The following is a 17,032-nucleotide window of genomic DNA, read 5'->3' as shown; positions in this document are numbered from 1 at the left end:
TGTTGCATGTCCCCGCAACCAAATTGTAGTCCGTGTGGTCTGTTGGGGTTCTTTTTGTGTTGAAATCGACACCAGTAACGTCAATGACTTGGCGGTTGGGTTCAAATCACCCCGCGACCGCTCATCTGGGCGTGCCTCGGCAGGGAAGGCGCGCTTCTGAAGCGTGATGGGCTCGCCTTACCATCAGAGGACCGAAGCGAGCGAGTGCCCTTGCAGCTCGATTGTCAATCCCTGCATGCCGAGGTCATTGATCTCGCCGCCCATCGCCTTCAGGCTTTCTTCGCGGATCAGGGACATCAATCCTCGGCGCAAGGCAAGAAATTCCGACGACATCATCATCGACTGCTGCCGTGGGCGTTCGAGCGGGATCGGGATTTCGGCCTTGATCGAGCCGGGACGCGCGGTCATGCAGTAGACGCGGTCCGACAGGAAGATCGCTTCGTCAATATCGTGGGTGACGAACAGCACCGAGATCTTCAGCCGCTGCCACATGTTGGTGAGGATCTGTTGCATGATGACGCGGGTCTGCGCGTCCAGGGCGCCGAAGGGCTCGTCGAGCAGCAGCACCTTCGGTCCCGTCGCAAGCGCGCGCACGATGCCGACGCGTTGCTTCATGCCGCCGGACAGCCGCTCCGGGTAGTGCTTCTCGAACGCCTCGAGTCCCGCGAGCCCGAGCAGCGTGCGTGCCGCGCGCTCGCGCTGCGAGCGCGGCATGCCGCGCATCTTCAGACCGAACTCGACGTTCTCCCGCACCGTCTTCCATGGAAACAACGAATATTGCTGGAACACCATGCCGCGCTCGGCGCTCGGGCCGTTCACGGGCTCGCCGTCGACGGTGACCACGCCGGTGGTGGGCTTGAGAAAGCCGGCAACCGCGTTGAGCAGCGTCGACTTCCCGCAGCCGGAGGGGCCGACGATCGAGACGAACTCGCCCGGATTGACGTGGATGTGGGTGTCGGTGACGGCCTGCACCGCACCGTCGATGCTTTCATAGCTGAGCGAGAAGTTGTCGACCTCGATGCGACCCTGCGGCGGCTTGGTCCGAACGTCGTTCATTTCGAGCTCCATGGCATGACCAGTCGACCGGCAGCCCGGATCAGCAGGCTCGATCCCAGTCCGAGCACGCCGATTGCGATCATGCCGAGCGCGATGTCGGCATATTGGACCAGCGAATAAGCCTCCCAGGTGAAGTAGCCGATCCCGTACTGCCCGGAGATCATCTCGGCGGCGATCAGGGACACCCATGCCACGCCCATGCCGACGGTGAGGCCGGTGAAGATGTGTGGCAGGGAGGCGGGGAAATATACCTCGCGGAAGATCGAACGCTCGCGGGCGCCGAGACATTGCGCCGCGCGCACCAGCACGGGATCGACCAGCGACATGCCGTGCAGCGTGTTGACCAGGATCGGGAAGAACGAACCGAGGAACGTGATGAACACGATGCTCTGCTCGTTGGTCGGCCACAGCATGATCGCCATCGGCACCCAGGCGATCGCCGGGATCGGGCGCAGAACCTCGGCGACCGGGAACACCACTTCATGGACCAGCTTGAAGCGGCCCATGACCAGTCCCAGCGGCACGCCGACGATCGCGGCCAGCGAGAAGCCGATGAAGATGCGCCGGCAGCTCAGCAGCAGGTGCATCAGGAATTTGGGATCGTGGATCGCCTTGGTGAAGCTCGCATAGACCGCGAGAGGCGTAGGCACGTTGACGAAACGCACGAAGAAGACGACGCGATAGGTCGTGAGCAGATGCCAGACGAGCAGGAAGGCCGCGAGCGAAAGCGCGCCGATGACGGCCGCGCGCAGGCTGTCCCGATTAAGCCGATACCATCGCCGCGCCAGCGTGGCGAATGACGGTGCGGAGCCGGGCGGCGTGGCGGACACGAGCCCGGTATCGGCTGCGGCTGACGGCATGGCGTCCTCCTGGCGCCGCAGGACGGCTGGACTGCTGCTCACGTCTTGCCTCCGCTGACCGCCGATTTCACCGCGTCGTCGAAGCCGAGCACCTTGCCGCCGATCTTCGCCGCATACGCCTCGGCGTCCTTTTTCAGCAGGAACGGCGCCACCTCGCCGTCGCCGACGGCGTAGAACGCCTGGTCGGCGAACAGCTTGATGCCGCGGGTGGTGTCGAAGACGTAGGCAACGTTGATCTTCTTGCCTTTGGCCTTGAGGTCGGCGTAGGCGCCGAGCGTGCAGGCGGCGTTCGCGAACGGCAGGATGCCGGCATCGTCGACCCACACTTCGCCGGCCTTGCGCGGATCGGCGATCGGCTTCTTGCAGAAGCTGTCCTGGCCCGAAATCTCGTAATTGGCGGTGCTCGCGAGCTGTGTGTCGTAGTCGAGCTTCATCTCTGAATAGGCTTTGCGGATGTAGGAATCATCGACCCATTTCCTCGGATCGAATTCCTTCATGCGCCCGAGCTTCCGCAGCACCGTGACGTCGGTGACGGCGGCATCGATCAGCGCCGGCTTGACGGTGGGATCGGTGGTCATGTTGCCGCCCGGTCCGAGGAAGACGTAGACCACCTCCTTGTTGATGCCGGTCCACTCCTGGATCTTCTCCGCGGCGCGCTTCGGATCGTCGCGCAGCCATTGATTGGCGGCAATCAGCGCCTTCATGTAGGCGACGACCACCTCGGGATATTTTTCGGCGAAGTCGGTGCGCACGACGATGCCGTGAAAGGTCGGCAGATTGGTCTCTACGCCGTCGAAGATCTTGCGCGCGAAGCCGCGGAACGGCAGCAGCTCGGCGAACGGCACGAAGTCGGCATGCGCGTCGATCTTCTTCTCCTGGAGATTGGTCGATCCGACCTCCGGGCTCTGGCTCACCAGCTGGAAGAAATCGGATGCGTAGCCGCGGTCCTGCATCGCCTTCAGCACCATGCCGTGCGCGGCGGATCCGAACGGCACGCTGACGAGCTTGCCCTTGAGGTCGGCGAGATCGTAGTAGGGCGAGTCCTTGTGGACGACGATGCCGTTGCCGGAGCCGGAGAGATTGTAGGCGGCGATCGCGATCAGCCGGCTCTTGCTCTCGGGATTGTTCTCGAAAGTGAAGCCGTTCACGATCAGCGGATAGTCCCCCATCATGCCGATCTGCAGCTTGTTCGCCATCATCGCATTGGTGACGGGTGGACCGGAGGTGAAATTCTGCCAGTCCAGCTCGAACTTGATGTTGGCGTATTTGCCTGTTGTCGGCAGGTATTTTTCCAGCAAATGGAGCTGCCGGATCACGGTGCCTGCCGTGGCCGTGTTGGTGGTCGTGTCCTGCGTGCCGATGCCGATCGTCACCGTTTCCGCCGCAGCCGGCTGCGCGAGCAGAAGCGCCAGCGACGTCACCGATATCGCAAGCGAGAGCGTGGGAAGATGGTGGACCATTCTCATCCTCTTTCGGTTGGATGTGCTGTGGCGGCCATGATTGGGTGAGGGCGCAGGCCGGGCAAATCCGGATTCATCGTCGCGGTCGATTAGTTGCCGGGAAATGCCAATTGCTTAGTCCTTGTGCAGTTTTGCGGCCCAAAGCCGATTGCATGTGCATCGGCCTCAATCGGATGCCCTTTTAATCAGAGGCCTGGCCCCGCATCTCCTCCAGGATCTCGCGTCGGCAGACCACGATCTGCGAGCGTTTGGTGAGCACAATTCCCTTTTCCTGCATGCGCTTCAGGCTGATCGTCACCCACTGCCGGGTCGCGCCGACCATGTGGGCGATGTCGGCATGGGTGAATGCCGCCGCAATCACGGTGCCGTCGGCGTCCTCCACGCCATAGAGATCGACCAGGTGCAGCAGCAGATGCGCCAGGCGCTGGGTGATCGAGCGCGTTCCCAGCATCTGGGCCAGCGCGGAATAGCATTTGCCCTTGAATGTGAGGCCCTCGATCAGGCCGATGGCGAGGTTCGGCATCTCCGCGGCCAGCGCGCGCAGCTGCTTTCCCGGAAGATGCACGACGCTGCAGTTGCTGGATGCGACGCCGGACCATTGATGCACGGTGCCTTCGAACACTTCGGGCCCGCCGACGAAATTGCCGACATGCCAATAGGCAAGGGTGATCTCGCGCCCGAGCGGCGAGGTGTAGAAGACGCGAATGCGGCCGCTCTCGATCAGCCAGATGCCGTCATGCTTGCCGCCCTGGCTGAACAGGGTCTGGCCACGGTTGAGCACCTTGCGGCGGCCCTGCTTCAACACGAGCTCGCGCTCGCGCGGCGTGAGCTTGTCCATCAGCGGCGGCGGGCCGCCGATCCACTGCTGGTTCTCGGTGAGCAGCAGCGAGGAGCTGCCTGCGGGCCGGATTTTTGCGGGAATGGTTCCGCGAATCGCATTGGCCGCCTGCAGCAACATCGAGCCGCCTCCAGTGTTCAAACCGTTCTAAACAGGAGCAATGTCCGTGCCAGAGCGGGTTGGCAAGCCGGGGACAGGTGGGCGCCGACGCGTGCGCCATCCCGGGATGGCGCTCGGCGCGCCGGCCCGGAAAAATCATCACCGACAACGGGGGATTTGTGGAACAGGGGCTCGCCGAACGGCGTCCGCGATAGAACGGGAGATCCGCTAGTGTCCCGCCAGGCTCAGCAGATAAATTTTTGGATAGATTCCGCGATTGTGCCCGTCGGAGAATGAGATGTTGAGCCCGTAGCCCAAATCGCCGATCTCGGTGATCGCGATGCCGGGAAACCGCTCGGGGAAGCGGCCGTCGAAGCGGGCACGGGTGCAATGCGCGCATTTGCAGGAGAGCCGGAGCTGTTCGGCGCCGAGCCTGACCTCATCGTTGCGCGCGGTGCGTACGACGAGCGTCGCAAGATCGGCGCTGGCCTCGTAGCCGGTCACTGTCGGTGCCACCAATGCGCTCATGGTCATGACTACTCTCCACCATCCCTCCTGACACCGATGCGGCGACCGCGATAGCAACTAATTGCCGGATCAGGCTCGAGGCCGCGCATCTCGAAGCGGACGTTGCCCGTACGCCGGTCATCGATCGCCAAATGTGAAACTAATCGACCGAGAACGGCGCTTCGTCGTTGCGGGACGTGTCGCTCTCCGAAACCTTGCGCGGCATCGAGCACGCAAGGAGAGACGACATTGAGCGCTTTTCAGAGGGAGACGGTCATCTCGGTCAGGCACTGGACCGATTCCCTGTTCAGCTTCACCGCAACGCGTGATCCCGGCTTTCGCTTCCAGAACGGCCAGTTCGCGATGATCGGGCTCGAGGTCGACGGCCGGCCCCTGATGCGGGCCTATAGCCTCGCGAGTGCCAATCACGAGGAGGCGCTCGAGTTCTTCAGCATCAAGGTGCCGGACGGTCCGTTGACCTCGCGGCTGCAGAAGATCCGGGAAGGCGACACCATCCTGGTCGGCCGCAAGGCGACCGGCACGTTGATTACCGGCAATCTCCTGCCCGGCAAGCGGCTCCTGCTGCTGTCGACCGGCACCGGGCTCGCGCCGTTCGCGAGCCTGATCAAGGATCCCGAAGTCTACGAAAGCTATCAGAGCATCGTGCTCGTGCATGGTTGCCGCCAGGTCTCGGAACTGGCCTATGGCGAGCACCTCATCGCGAGCCTGCGTGACCACGAATTCCTCGGCGACCTGATCCGGGACAGGCTGATCTATTACCCGACCGTCACCCGCGAGCCGTTCAGGAACCGCGGCCGCATCACCGACCTGATCGCCTCGAACCAGTTGTTCGACGACATCGGGCAGCCCGCGCTCGACCTTGAGACCGACCGCATCATGCTCTGCGGCAGCCCGGCCATGCTCGAAGAACTCCATGTGATGTTCACGGCACGCGGCTTTGCCGAGGGCAATCACAGCAGGCCCGGCCATTTCGTGATCGAAAAAGCGTTTGTCGAGCGATAGCGGCGGAAATTGTCCGCCCGGCGACAACTAATTGCTATCGCCGCCGGACCGCCTGAACAAATCTCACGCAAAAGGCGCCGGCAGCGCCGGCGAACCAGGAGCAAGCGATGGCACTAGATCAGATCGTCGACGGACTTTCGGAGGTTTCCTGTGATGTGCTGGTGATCGGCGGCGGCACGGCCGGCCCGATGGCCGCGCTCAAGGCCAAGCTCAGGAATCCGAAGGCCGACGTCGTGCTGCTTGAAAAGGCCAACGTCAAGCGCTCCGGCGCGATCTCGATGGGCATGGACGGGCTCAACAACGCCGTCATCCCCGGCTATGCGACGCCCGAGCAGTACACCAAGGAGATCACGATCGCCAATGACGGCATCGTCGATCAGAAGGCGGTCTATAAATACGCCCAGAACTGCTACAAGATCGTCGAGGAGCTCGACAGTTTCGGCATCCGCTTCCTGAAGAACGAGAACGGCGACTTCGCCGTCAAGAAGGTGCACCATATCGGCACCTATGTCCTGCCGATGCCGAACGGCGACACCGTGAAGAAGGCGCTGTATCGCCAGCTTCGCCGCGCCCGCATCCTGATCTCGAACCGCTACATGGCGACACGGTTGCTGAAGTCCGCCGATGGTCGCGTCGCGGGCGCGATCAGCGTCAACACCCGCACCGCCGAGATATTGGTGATCAAGGCCAAGGCCGTGATCCTGTGCATGGGCGCAGCCGGCCGGCTCGGACTTCCGACCTCGGGTTACATGTTCGGCACCTACGAGAATGCCGCCAATTCGGGCGACGGCTATGCGATGGCCTATCACGCCGGCGCCGCGCTCGCGAACCTGGAATGCTACCAGATCAATCCGTTGATCAAGGACTATAACGGCCCGGCCTGTGCCTATGTCGCCGGTCCGTTCGGCGCCTTCACCGCCAACAACGAGGGCTCGCGCTTCATCGAGTGCGACTACTGGTCGGGCCAGATGATGCTCGAGTTCTACAATGAGCTGCTCTCGGGCAAGGGCCCGGTGTTCCTCCAGCTCAAGCATCTTCACGAGAAGACCATCGAGGAGATCGAATCGACCTTGCACAAGGTGGAGCGGCCGACCCGCGGCCTGTTTCAGCAGGGGCGAGGGGTCGACTATCGGCAGGAATCGATCGAGATGCACATCTCCGAGATCGGCCTCTGCTCCGGCCACAGCGCCTCCGGCGTCTTCGTCGACGACAATGCGCGCACCACCGTTCCCGGCCTTTATGCGGCGGGCGACATGGCCAGCGTGCCGCACAATTACATGCTGGGCGCCTTCACCAACGGTTCGGTTGCGGGCACCGATGCGATGGAATTCGCCGACAGCCACGATTTCGCTGGTTTCGACGCCGCCGAGGTCGCGCTGGAGCGCGAGCGCGTGCTGGCACCGACCCGGCGCGAGGACGGCATTCCGCCGAACCAGATCGAGTACAAGACCCGACGCCTGGTGAACGATTATCTGCAGCCGCCGAAGGTCACGCGCAAATACGAGCTCGGCATGCGTCGGCTCGCCGAGGTCCGCGAGGACATGCAGGAGCGCATGATCGCGCGCAATGCGCATGAACTGCTCCGCGCGCTCGAAGTGCAGTCGATCATGGACTGCGCCGACATGGCCGCGCACGCCTCGCTGTTCCGCGAGGAGAGCCGCTGGGGCCTCTACCACTGGCGCACCGACTTTCCGGAAAAGGACAACGAGAACTGGTTCTGCCACACGCTGCTGTCGAAGCAGGATGGCAGGATGACGAGCGCGAAGCGCGCCGTGGAGCCCTATGTCGTGCCGATCGCCGACGACGAGAAGGATCTCTACGACAAGCAGCGTATCCGCGCCAGCGCGTGAACCGCCGGCCGAACAGCAAACAGGAGATTGGACGATGCCTCTCGCTTCCTATCAGACGTCGGTCCCCGTGGTGGTCGACGACGCCAAATGCATCGCGGACAAGGGCTGCACGGTGTGCGTCGACGTCTGTCCGCTCGATGTCCTGCGCATCAGCGACATGACCGGCAAGGCCTATATGGCCTATGACGAGTGCTGGTACTGCATGCCCTGCGAGGCGGATTGCCCGACCGGCGCCGTGACCGTCAACATTCCCTATTTGTTGAGGTGAGCATGTCGAGCCCGTTCGAATCCTATGACGATCTCGAAGATGCCGATGAGCGGCTGCAGGCGGCGGACCCCGCGGAACGCCGCGTCGCCATCATAGCGCTCGGCCATTCCGGCGATCCCGCCGCGGTCGGCCACCTCGCCAACATGGTGTCGGATCCCGATGCCGGTGTGCGGCAGCAGGTCGCGATGGCGCTCGGGGAGTTCGACGGGCCGGAGGCCGCGGCTGCGCTGGCGCTGTTGCTGGTCGACCCCGAGCGCATCGTGGCGTCGGCCGCAGCCGACAGCATGGCCGAATTCAAGGATCCGGCCTGCGCGGATGTCATCCTGCCGCTGGTCAGGCATGGCCACGCTTTCGTCCGCATGGGCGCGCTGCGCGCCCTGAAGGAGCTGCGCCGCAAGGACACGCTGAAGCCGGCGCTGGAAGCGCTGCAGGATCCGGACGCTGCCGTGCGTGTACAGGCCATCGGCGTCATCGGCTTCCTGAAGCTCGAAGAATCGATTCCGGCTCTGACGGCGCTGATCTACGATCCGGACGCGCATGTGCGGCGCGCCGCGGTCAGCGCGCTCGCATTCTCGCAGATGAAGCCGGCGGCGGAAACGATCACCCGTGCACTCAATGACGACGACTGGATGGTGCGCGAGATGGCGGCCGAGACGCTGGGGCTCAATGTCAACGGCGGGGTCGCCGCCGATCAATTGATCGCGTCGCTTTCGGACGCGTTCTGGCAGGTGCGGCTCAAGGCGGTCCGTAGTCTCGGCAAGATGAAGATCGAGCGGGCCGTGCGCCCGGTAGGGAGTTGCATCAATCACGAGCAGGCGAACCTGCGCAAGGAAGCCGCCGCCGCGTTGGGCGAGATCGCTCATCCGGACGGCGAAGCGTTCCTGGCGGTGATTGCCGACGACCCGGATCCCGATGTCAGAAAGAACGCGCGCTGGGCGCTGCAACAGATCGTGGCGAAGAAGGCAAAGGCGAATTCGTAGGCTGGTATCCGAATTCTGCGAATGGGAGCTACTGCGCTCAATTGGTTGAGGCAGTGCGTGGAACAGCGTTCGTACGTCGGTCTTCCGCGCCGGGCGCGGAGCATCCTGAGGATCCCAGTCGAAACGCTGGGACGGAGAGCGGGGATTGAATTCCGCTCTCTCCGCCGCTGAATAGTTTCCTTTGTAACCGATCGCTCGAACCGACAGCAAAACAATCAGTGGCGCGCCAGGGGCTGTCGTGGCTAGTCTCGCGGCGTTATATTCTTAGTCACCGCGTAAATCGTAGCTTTTGAGCGTGGGTTCGGAGGACGGATGACGCGGAAAGCGCTTGGCTCGCTTGCAATCGCGAGTACCGTCCGCACAGGCCTTACTTGAGACTACACAGCTCATCGGCTTGCCCCTAGTCGCGACCGTTAGCTCTGCGCGCCCTTCTATCTAGTCAGGGCCAACTCTGACACGGCTTCCTACGGTTTCGAAGTGGCATCAGAAACGGATCAGCATCCGCCTTTTCACGCGCTCTGTCGATATACTCGTCGTCCAGGACTCCGGCAATTCCCGTGAGTTACAGCATGGCATCTATATCCACCTCGTCGACACCGCACACCCTAAGGATCGCTCTACAGAGGTTATCGGTGAGCTTCTCTTTGTCGTATGATGCGGTCGCACCGTACCAGCGGATTATCGTTTGAGTGTACGTAAGCACGGTAAGTGTTGCGAGTCTGACATCAGAGGGGGCGATTGATTTTTCGGATACCGCTTGCTCGATCAACGATGTCGTCAGCCGATTGAGCCTTCTTCTCTTGGCAATAACCTGCTTGAAGTGCTCGTCGCTTAGAGCGTTCAAGTCTCGCTCGGTGACCCGAATCGCGGTCGGATTCCTGGTGCACATCACAGTGAACTCGCGCACAAGCCGAGCTAACCGTGCAATCGCCGGACCGTCGCTCTGAACAGCGTCTTCGACGATCTTGAGACCTTCGGAATGTCCATTGTTAATCCACCAGAAGAGAATTTCTTCTTTCGATCGAAAGTGCGCATATAGCGCGCCGGTGCTCAATCCCGCATTGCTGCATATGGCTCGAGTGGACGCCGCGTGAAATCCGTGTTTGTCGAATTCATTGAGCGCGCTGTAAGCGAGCGCTCGCACTGACGGCGGCTGATCAATGAACGCGGGAGATTCTAGACCGTGAACTGCGGGGGTCGCGTTGCGCATAAATCCTGGCTTCCGTAGACGGCGGTTCGATGTTTGCACGACCGGACCTTAATATGAACATCTGAGGTTTCTCCGACACTCGAGGATTATGTCGGTGTCCCTTGGCATCCTCCGCGGCGCACGAGAGTGCCTATCCGGAGAGCCGAAGGCGGGACGTCTTATGCGCTTCGGCGGAACAGAGGAAGGGCGTCGGCGAAGAAAGCGCTCCGGCAACTCACGAGAAAGCTCCTTTTATTCACGATAGTTGCATCCATTCGCGCTCGCCCTCGTCGCAGGAAAGGCGCCAAGACCTCACGTTGGTTCCTGATCCTATCGCTCATGCGCCGATGTGCCAGATTTCTCTGAGCCACGCACACCAATTCGATTGCGATCACGTGCACCATCGTTCTCGGGTACAAATTCATAATAAGTTATAATGGTTTACTAGCATAACGAGCGATCGTTATCAATTCTATTGACATAACGAGCGCTCGTTACTAACGGTTGGATCATTCTAGCCGCGGCGTGGATGTGCCCGCCGCAAAAACAAGAGGGGAGGTGCGAGTTGTCAGCGCACGTATCGATTTCGTCCGAGGATAGTGTCTTCCGAATCCGGGTGCAGCGACCCGACAAGCTGAATGCCTATTCGCCCGCGATGTGCGCCGCGATCTGTGTCGCTTGGGAGAAGTTTAACGAGAGCGAAGACCTGGTCGCGGTGATCTCGGGCACCGAGAAGTCGTTCACTGCCGGGGCCGACCTGACATCGCTCACGGCTACTGGCGGGCAGGGCTGGCGAATCCATCAGGCGGTTCCCAATGTCGTCGCCCGTGTGGAGAAGCCTGTCATCAGCGCAGTCTCGGGATGGTGCGTTGGCGTCGGCATGTATCTCACTCAGGCAACGGACCTGATCGTTGCAACCCGTACTGCGAAGTTCTCCTATCCGGAGGCGAAGATCGGTATGGGCGGCTCGTGGGTTCCGTCTGCCTCGGCAGCTCGCTTTCCGTTGAAGATCGCCATGGAGCTGGCTTTGCTTCCGGATGCCGTTGATGCTGAGCGGGCTTACAGCGTGGGCATGGTCAACAGGCTCGTCGAGGTGGGTGAGGAAGAGGCGGTGGCCATGGGTCTTGCCCGCCGAATCTGTGAGAACTCGCCAAGGGCGAACCGGCATATCATCGAGCACATCCGTCGGTTCGGGCCTCAGTCGATGCCGGATATTACTGCCTCGGCCCCAGACTTCTCTGCTCTCGGCATGGCCGAGGGAAGAGAGGGCTCTCGGGCAATGGTTGAGCGCCGCAAGCCGAATTTCGCCAAGGATACGGGCAGGCTGCCGCCCGAAGTCTACGAGCTGGCCGAGGGCGCGCTGGACGATCGGCGGAGGGGCGGCTGATGAGTGGCTCGCTGGTCGACGCGAAAACCAGTTTGGTTTCGGCTCTTGAGTTTTCAGGGGCTACCGCATTGGAGGCTTTCGATCGTTGGGTGACCAAACAGCCGGAGAAAATCGCGGTCACCTACGGCGAGACCGGCGAGTCTTTCACTTATGCCGCTTGGGGTGATCTCACTGACCGGATCGCGGCGAATCTAGTCGGTGCCGGAGTCGAGGCGGGAGATCGGGTTATTGTTCTCTCCACCAGTCCGCTCGTCTGCACCATGTGGATGTTTGCAGCGTGGAAGGCGCGGGCCATATATACCCCGATCAACCCGGTTTATCGGGATGAGCTCCTCAGTTACTCCATCCGCGACGCGGCTCCCAAGCTTCTGGTGGCTGACGTCGACCTGCTTGGTCATGTAGAGCGGGCATGTGCCGGTTCGATGGACGGCATAACGATCGTGTCCGCGGGCGGTGAGCATTCGCGCGCGGCTCCGGTCGAGAGGTTCACCGTTGGGGGGCTTGCGGTTCCTCGCCGTCCGCGATGGCACGAGCCGGCGAACATCATCTATACATCTGGGACCACGGGACCGGCCAAGGGGGTGGTGCTCACGCATCGCTGGATCGGATCGTATACGTGGAGCCAGCGATTGGTGACGTCGCCGGACGATGTGATGAACATCACCGCGCCCATGTACCATGTGGGGGGCGCGCTGATCGGGTTTGCCCGCGCGATGTGGGCGGGCGCGAGTGTGTGGCTCTGGGATCGGTTCAGCGCAACGGCTTACTGGGAACGGGTCAAGGCAAGCGGAGCAACGATCGGTGGTCTCCTCGATGTGATGGTCCCGTACTTGATGTCGGCCGAGCCCCGTTCAGATGACCGCATGAACACATTGAACAAAGTGATCATGCAGCCGCTTCCCTCAAACCATCATGAGGTCGCCTCCCGTTTCGGCTTCGACTTCGTGTTTGCGGGATTCGGGCAGACTGAATCCGGCCTTCCGATCAGCCTCGCAATCGAAGAGACCCCGGCAGGTGAAGGAACGCCGGCGGAGCTTTACGCCGGATACTCGCATCACGAGGTCATCGCACGGCTCACTGCGGCCGGCATTTCCGTGGCTCGCGGTCCCGATGTTGAGAAGGGGATGATGGGTTCGCCGATCCGTTTCTATGAGGCGGCGATACTTGATGAGTTCGACCAGGAGTGTGAACCTGATGTGGCGGGTCAACTCGCGATCAGGCCCCGTTTGCCCGGGACGATTTTGACGGAGTACTTTGGGAAGCCCGCAGAAACAGCGAAGGCCTTCAGAAACGCCTGGTTTCATACCGGCGATTCCGCGAAGCGCAACGCTGACGGAACTTACACGTTCGTCGACCGCATCTCGAACCGGATCCGTGTGCGCGGCGAGAACGTTTCGTCATTCCATGTCGAGGACATGATTACGCGCTGTCCAGGCGTCGATGTGGTTGCCGTGGTCGGTGTGCCGAGCCAGCTCGGCAGTGAGGACGAGATTGTCGCATTCGTCGTTCCCGCAGCGGGAGCCGAGAAAGCAGACCTGATCGACGCCTTACATCGCCATTGTGCCGAGAATCTGCCTCGCTTCATGCGTCCAAGCCGGTTTGTCATTGTCACTGAACTTCCCGTAACCCCCACGAACAAGATCGAGAAATACCGCCTTAGGAGCGACCTCTTGGCCGGAAAATACGGCTCATAAAACTCGCGCGAAAACCGCTTGCTTTGTCGGCAAACATTTCAGGGAGAATTGATCGAATGATCAGCTTGACGTCCAAGGCTGTCGCTCTGTCGACCGTCGTTATGTTGCTATCGATTGGCAGCATGTCGGCGCAGAATAGGTATGACACTGGCGCGAGTGATACCGAAATCAAGATCGGAAACACCGCGCCCTATAGCGGGCCGGTCTCGGCCTACGGCATCATCGGCAAGACCAATGCAGCGTATTTTAAGATGATCAATGATCAGGGCGGCATTAGAGGGCGCAAGATCAACTTCATCTCATATGATGACACCTATAGCCCGCCAAAGGCCGTGGAGCAGACCCGCAAACTGGTCGAGAGTGACGGGGTACTGTTCATGTTCAGCGGGGTTGGCACGCCACCCCAGTCGGCTGTGCACAAATATCTGAATGCCAAGAAGGTGCCGCAGCTCTTTAACTCCGGCGGTGCAAGCAAATGGGATGACCCTACGCATTTCCCATGGACCATGGGCTATCAGCCGAGTTATCGCTCCGAGGCGCAAATATACGCCAAATACATTCTCGCAAACAAGCCGGACGGCAAGATCGCAGTGTTCTATGCGAATGACGATTTTGGCAAGGATTATCTGCTCGGATTGAAGGATGTTCTCGGCGACAAATATGCCAGGATGGTCGTCGCCGAAGAAAGCTTTGAGAACAGCGAGCCGAGCATTGATACGCATGTTGTGAAATTGAAAGCGACGGGCGCGGATATCTTCATTAATGCCGCGACGCAGAAGTTCGCTGCTCAAGCGATCAAGAAGATGCACGAGATCGGCTGGAAGCCGATGCATTTTTTGACCGACGTGTCGGTATCGATTGGTGCTGTTATGACGCCGGCCGGATTCGATGCGGCGGAAGGTATTATATCTGCCAGTTATCGTAAGGATGCGTCCGACGCGCAATGGAAAAACAATGCCGGCATGAAGAAGTTTATGGCCTTCGTCGATAGGTACATGCCGGGCTTCGACATCTCCGACTCCAATATCTTGTCCGGTTATACTTACTCGCAGACTCTGGTGCATGTGCTTGAGCTGTGCGGGGATGATCTCACCCGCGCTAACGTGATGAAGCAGGCGGCGAGCATCGATAAGTTCGTTCCAGATACCGTTCTTCCTGGCGTTTACGTCAAGACCAGCGCGACCGACTTCGCGCCGGTCGAGCAACTCAGATTGATGAAATTCTCGAATGGTCAGTGGAATCTGTTCGGGGATGTCCTCAGCGCGGAGACCGCTCGCTAGACGTGTTTTCAATGTTGTTTTACGGCGCGGATTAGAGAATTTCGATCAATAGGAAAGACAAGATGAAATCGCGAGCAGCTGTTGCTTTCGCGGCGCGTAAACCGCTGAAAATCGTCAAGATGGAGGTCTCTCCGCCCCGAAAGGCAAATTCCTCGTGAAAATCTCCCCCGGTTGCGAGCCTGACGGAGAATTTTGGGAGGCGGAGACCTGCCATCGCTCTTTAGTGCTCGGCCGCTGCTCGTGCGCAAGTCAACAGGGATCAGATCGGAAAAACCGTGTCCTCTTCGTTAAAGAAGCTGCTGATCGCTAACCGCGGAGAGATCGCCGTACATATCGCTCGAAGTGCCGCCGATCTCGGTATCGCGACCGTCGCGATACATCCCGAGTACGACGCGAAATCGCTGCATGTCGAAATGATCGATGAAGCAGTCGTGCTGCAGGATACAGGCGCAACGAGCCGCCTCGACGTCAGTGCTGTCGTCGAAGCGGCGCGCGAAGCGAAATGTGATGTGATCCATGCGGGTTATGGCTTCCTTAGCGAGAACGAGGACTTCGACGAAGACGATGTTCTCTTGTTTCACGATTCGGCGACGTGGCGCGATGTGACGTGCGTTCATCCCCGTCGCGACGGACGATGAGGTTAACCGATATGCAGGGATATATTCTTCGGCGCATCATCGCTCTGATTCCGACGCTGATCTTCGCGTCCTTCATCGTCTTCATCACCGTTCGCCTCATCCCCGGCAACATCATCGATTTGATGCTGTCCCAGAACGACGTGAGCGCATCCAAGCAGACGCGCGAACAACTTGAGGCGCTGCTCGGTCTCGATACGCCCATGTACATCCAGTACTTCAAATGGATGGGCGCGCTGTTGTTTCATGGGGACCTCGGCAATTCGCTCTGGACCAACACGCCAGTGATGGATGAAATCACGCAGCGGCTGCCGGTCACCGTTGAACTCGGCGTCATGGCGCTGCTGGTCTCGCTGATCGTCGGCATTCCGATCGGCGTCTATGCGGCGCTGAAGCAGGATTCTGCTGGCGACTATACCCTGCGTACGCTCTCGATCCTTGCGCTGGCAGTTCCCAACTTCTGGATCGGCACGCTGGTCATGGTTCTCCCATCGATCTGGTGGGGGTGGTCGCCACCGGTCCAGTACGTCAGTTTCTCGCAGGATCCGTGGGCACATTTCGCGCAATTGGTGATCCCGGCGCTGATCCTCGGCATGGCGTTCTCCGCGATCATCATGCGGCTGACGCGCACGATGATGCTCGAAGTCCTGCGTCAGGATTACATCCGCACTGCCCGCGCGAAGGGCCTCTCGGACAGCACCATCGTCATGCGTCACGCGCTGCGCAATGCCTTGATTCCCGTGGTGACGCTGGTCGGGCTGTTGGCGCCGCTCCTGTTCGGCGGCGCGGTCATCCTCGAACAAATTTTTGTCATTCCGGGAATGGGGCTGTTGCTGCTCGAGGCCGTCGGTAGCCGCGACTATCCGATCGTCACCGGCGTTTTCCTGGTGATCGGCGTTTCCGTCGTGCTGATCAATCTGCTGGTGGACATGAGTTACGGCTTCCTTGATCCTAAGGTGAGGGGCCGCTGATGACCGAGAGCATCGCCGATGCCGCCGCCGCGCGCGAAGGCAGCGTCCGTCGCCTGAACCCCTATCTCGAATTCTTCGGCCGCCTGTTCCGGGAGAAGCCGCTCGGCGCGTTCGGCGCGGTCGTCTGCCTGATCTTCCTGTTCGCGGGCATCTTCGCCGACGTGCTGGCGCCCTACGGTTTCAATCAGATCATGCCGATCAACCGGATGAAGCCACCGAGCTGGCAGTTCTGGTTCGGCACCGATAATCTCGGCCGGGACATCTTCTCGCGTATTCTCTACGGGGCGCGTCTGTCGGTCATCATCGGCCTGTCCGCGGCGCTGCTTGGCACCGTCATCTCCGTGGTTCTCGGCATCATCACCGGCTATCTCGGCGGCAAGGTGGACATGCTGATCCAGCGTTTCGTCGATGCGTGGATGAGCTTCCCCGACATCGTCATTCTCATCGTCGTGGTCGCGGTTGTCGGTCCGGGCATGTTGCAGGTGATCTGCATCCTCGGCTGCCTCTACGGCATCGCCGGCTCGCGCATCATCCGCAGCGCGGTGTTGCAGGTTCGCGAGCAAAGCTACATTCACGCGGCGCAATCGATCGGCGGCACGACGCCGCGCATCCTGTGGCGGCATGTTCTGCCGAATGTGATGCCGCCGGTGATCGTGCTGTTCACCACCCGCGTCGGCGCGGTCATCCTCGCGGAGGCGGCGCTGTCGTTCCTCGGCCTCGGCGTGCCGCCGCCGGCGCCGACCTGGGGCGGTATGCTTTCGGGCAGCGCACGCAGCTACATGTATCTCGCGCCGTGGATGGCGTTGGCGCCGGGCGTCTGTCTGACGCTCATCGTCTTCAGCATCAACATGTTCGGCGACGCGCTTCGCGATCTGCTCGATCCGCGCATGCGCGGCCATCGCTAGGTCGAGACCGGGGGCAAACCGGCGGAAGAG

The 17,032-nt window shown here is 60.9% G+C and carries 15 protein-coding genes and 1 pseudogene; 10 read left to right on the top strand and 6 right to left on the bottom strand.

Features of this window, described 5'->3' with window-relative positions:
• Positions 1 to 183: 183 nt before the first annotated feature.
• The 5 genes from ACVMDN_RS30955 to ACVMDN_RS30935 form a co-directional block, all read right to left on the bottom strand.
• Positions 184 to 1,056, bottom strand: a complete 873-nt coding sequence (locus ACVMDN_RS30955) for an ABC transporter ATP-binding protein (RefSeq protein WP_456834741.1) — start codon at positions 1,054 to 1,056, stop codon at positions 184 to 186.
• Positions 1,053 to 1,916, bottom strand: coding sequence for an ABC transporter permease (locus ACVMDN_RS30950; RefSeq protein WP_456834742.1), 864 nt, complete (start codon positions 1,914 to 1,916; stop codon positions 1,053 to 1,055). The genes ACVMDN_RS30955 and ACVMDN_RS30950 overlap by 4 nt, the downstream gene beginning before the upstream one ends.
• A gap of 38 nt (positions 1,917 to 1,954) precedes the next feature.
• Positions 1,955 to 3,376 (bottom strand): ABC transporter substrate-binding protein, encoded by a 1,422-nt coding sequence (locus ACVMDN_RS30945; RefSeq protein ID WP_456834743.1) that lies wholly within the window; start codon positions 3,374 to 3,376, stop codon positions 1,955 to 1,957.
• A 181-nt stretch (positions 3,377 to 3,557) separates the two neighbouring features.
• On the bottom strand, positions 3,558 to 4,334 hold the full coding sequence (locus ACVMDN_RS30940) for a Crp/Fnr family transcriptional regulator (protein ID WP_456834744.1): 777 nt from the start codon (positions 4,332 to 4,334) through the stop codon (positions 3,558 to 3,560).
• A 207-nt stretch (positions 4,335 to 4,541) separates the two neighbouring features.
• Positions 4,542 to 4,847 carry a gamma-butyrobetaine hydroxylase-like domain-containing protein gene (locus ACVMDN_RS30935; RefSeq protein ID WP_456834745.1) on the bottom strand — a complete coding sequence of 102 codons (306 nt, stop codon included), beginning with the start codon at positions 4,845 to 4,847 and terminating at the stop codon, positions 4,542 to 4,544.
• A 222-nt stretch (positions 4,848 to 5,069) separates the two neighbouring features.
• On the opposite strand from ACVMDN_RS30935, the gene ACVMDN_RS30930 reads away from it, so the two are divergent.
• The 4 genes from ACVMDN_RS30930 to ACVMDN_RS30915 all read left to right on the top strand — a co-directional run bounded on the left by ACVMDN_RS30930 (position 5,070) and on the right by ACVMDN_RS30915 (position 8,941).
• Positions 5,070 to 5,843: a ferredoxin--NADP reductase gene (locus ACVMDN_RS30930; protein WP_456834746.1), complete on the top strand. Its 774-nt coding sequence runs from the start codon at positions 5,070 to 5,072 to the stop codon at positions 5,841 to 5,843.
• Positions 5,844 to 5,950: 107 nt separating this feature from the next.
• On the top strand, positions 5,951 to 7,693 hold the full coding sequence (locus ACVMDN_RS30925) for a fumarate reductase/succinate dehydrogenase flavoprotein subunit (RefSeq protein WP_456834747.1): 1,743 nt from the start codon (positions 5,951 to 5,953) through the stop codon (positions 7,691 to 7,693).
• 34 nt (positions 7,694 to 7,727) lie between these two features.
• Positions 7,728 to 7,961, top strand: a complete 234-nt coding sequence (locus ACVMDN_RS30920; RefSeq protein WP_008141081.1) for a 4Fe-4S dicluster domain-containing protein — start codon at positions 7,728 to 7,730, stop codon at positions 7,959 to 7,961.
• A 2-nt stretch (positions 7,962 to 7,963) separates the two neighbouring features.
• Positions 7,964 to 8,941 carry a HEAT repeat domain-containing protein gene (locus ACVMDN_RS30915; RefSeq protein ID WP_456834748.1) on the top strand — a complete coding sequence of 326 codons (978 nt, stop codon included), beginning with the start codon at positions 7,964 to 7,966 and terminating at the stop codon, positions 8,939 to 8,941.
• Positions 8,942 to 9,503: 562 nt separating this feature from the next.
• On the opposite strand, the gene ACVMDN_RS30910 is transcribed toward ACVMDN_RS30915, so the two are convergent.
• Positions 9,504 to 10,151 (bottom strand): TetR/AcrR family transcriptional regulator, encoded by a 648-nt coding sequence (locus ACVMDN_RS30910; protein WP_456834749.1) that lies wholly within the window; start codon positions 10,149 to 10,151, stop codon positions 9,504 to 9,506.
• Positions 10,152 to 10,695: 544 nt separating this feature from the next.
• Here ACVMDN_RS30910 and ACVMDN_RS30905 point away from each other — a divergent pair.
• The 6 genes and pseudogenes from ACVMDN_RS30905 (at position 10,696) to ACVMDN_RS30880 (ending at position 17,002) form a co-directional block, all read left to right on the top strand.
• Positions 10,696 to 11,517 carry an enoyl-CoA hydratase/isomerase family protein gene (locus ACVMDN_RS30905; RefSeq protein ID WP_456834750.1) on the top strand — a complete coding sequence of 274 codons (822 nt, stop codon included), beginning with the start codon at positions 10,696 to 10,698 and terminating at the stop codon, positions 11,515 to 11,517.
• Positions 11,517 to 13,211 carry an AMP-binding protein gene (locus tag ACVMDN_RS30900; RefSeq protein WP_456834751.1) on the top strand — a complete coding sequence of 565 codons (1,695 nt, stop codon included), beginning with the start codon at positions 11,517 to 11,519 and terminating at the stop codon, positions 13,209 to 13,211. The genes ACVMDN_RS30905 and ACVMDN_RS30900 overlap by 1 nt, the downstream gene beginning before the upstream one ends.
• A 101-nt stretch (positions 13,212 to 13,312) precedes the next feature.
• Positions 13,313 to 14,491 (top strand): ABC transporter substrate-binding protein, encoded by a 1,179-nt coding sequence (locus ACVMDN_RS30895; RefSeq protein WP_456835853.1) that lies wholly within the window; start codon positions 13,313 to 13,315, stop codon positions 14,489 to 14,491.
• 275 nt (positions 14,492 to 14,766) lie between these two features.
• Positions 14,767 to 15,045: pseudogene (locus ACVMDN_RS30890) on the top strand (biotin carboxylase N-terminal domain-containing protein); the annotation flags it as partial.
• Positions 15,046 to 15,125: 80 nt separating this feature from the next.
• A complete protein-coding gene (locus ACVMDN_RS30885; protein WP_456843663.1) occupies positions 15,126 to 16,097 on the top strand; it encodes an ABC transporter permease in 972 nt (323 codons plus the stop codon).
• Entirely contained in the window at positions 16,097 to 17,002 is a 906-nt protein-coding gene (locus ACVMDN_RS30880) for an ABC transporter permease (protein ID WP_456834753.1), read from the top strand. Before ACVMDN_RS30885 ends, ACVMDN_RS30880 begins: the two co-directional genes overlap by 1 nt.
• Positions 17,003 to 17,032 lie beyond the last annotated feature (30 nt).

The sequence above is a fragment of the Bradyrhizobium sp. USDA 4510 genome, assembly GCF_054059095.1.
Note: the sequence above shows the minus strand (reverse complement) of the source record. Positions and strands in the feature narration are given on the sequence as shown.

Coding starts and splice junctions, on each gene's coding strand:
- ACVMDN_RS30955 (WP_456834741.1), bottom strand. CDS start 1,056: ATGAACGACGTTCGGACCAAGCCGCCGCAGGGTCGCATCGAGGTCGAC.
- ACVMDN_RS30950 (WP_456834742.1), bottom strand. CDS start 1,916: ATGCCGTCAGCCGCAGCCGATACCGGGCTCGTGTCCGCCACGCCGCCC.
- ACVMDN_RS30945 (WP_456834743.1), bottom strand. CDS start 3,376: ATGGTCCACCATCTTCCCACGCTCTCGCTTGCGATATCGGTGACGTCG.
- ACVMDN_RS30940 (WP_456834744.1), bottom strand. CDS start 4,334: ATGTTGCTGCAGGCGGCCAATGCGATTCGCGGAACCATTCCCGCAAAA.
- ACVMDN_RS30935 (WP_456834745.1), bottom strand. CDS start 4,847: ATGACCATGAGCGCATTGGTGGCACCGACAGTGACCGGCTACGAGGCC.
- ACVMDN_RS30925 (WP_456834747.1), top strand. CDS start 5,951: ATGGCACTAGATCAGATCGTCGACGGACTTTCGGAGGTTTCCTGTGAT.
- ACVMDN_RS30920 (WP_008141081.1), top strand. CDS start 7,728: ATGCCTCTCGCTTCCTATCAGACGTCGGTCCCCGTGGTGGTCGACGAC.
- ACVMDN_RS30915 (WP_456834748.1), top strand. CDS start 7,964: ATGTCGAGCCCGTTCGAATCCTATGACGATCTCGAAGATGCCGATGAG.
- ACVMDN_RS30910 (WP_456834749.1), bottom strand. CDS start 10,151: ATGCGCAACGCGACCCCCGCAGTTCACGGTCTAGAATCTCCCGCGTTC.
- ACVMDN_RS30900 (WP_456834751.1), top strand. CDS start 11,517: ATGAGTGGCTCGCTGGTCGACGCGAAAACCAGTTTGGTTTCGGCTCTT.
- ACVMDN_RS30895 (WP_456835853.1), top strand. CDS start 13,313: ATGTTGCTATCGATTGGCAGCATGTCGGCGCAGAATAGGTATGACACT.
- ACVMDN_RS30885 (WP_456843663.1), top strand. CDS start 15,126: ATGAGGTTAACCGATATGCAGGGATATATTCTTCGGCGCATCATCGCT.
- ACVMDN_RS30880 (WP_456834753.1), top strand. CDS start 16,097: ATGACCGAGAGCATCGCCGATGCCGCCGCCGCGCGCGAAGGCAGCGTC.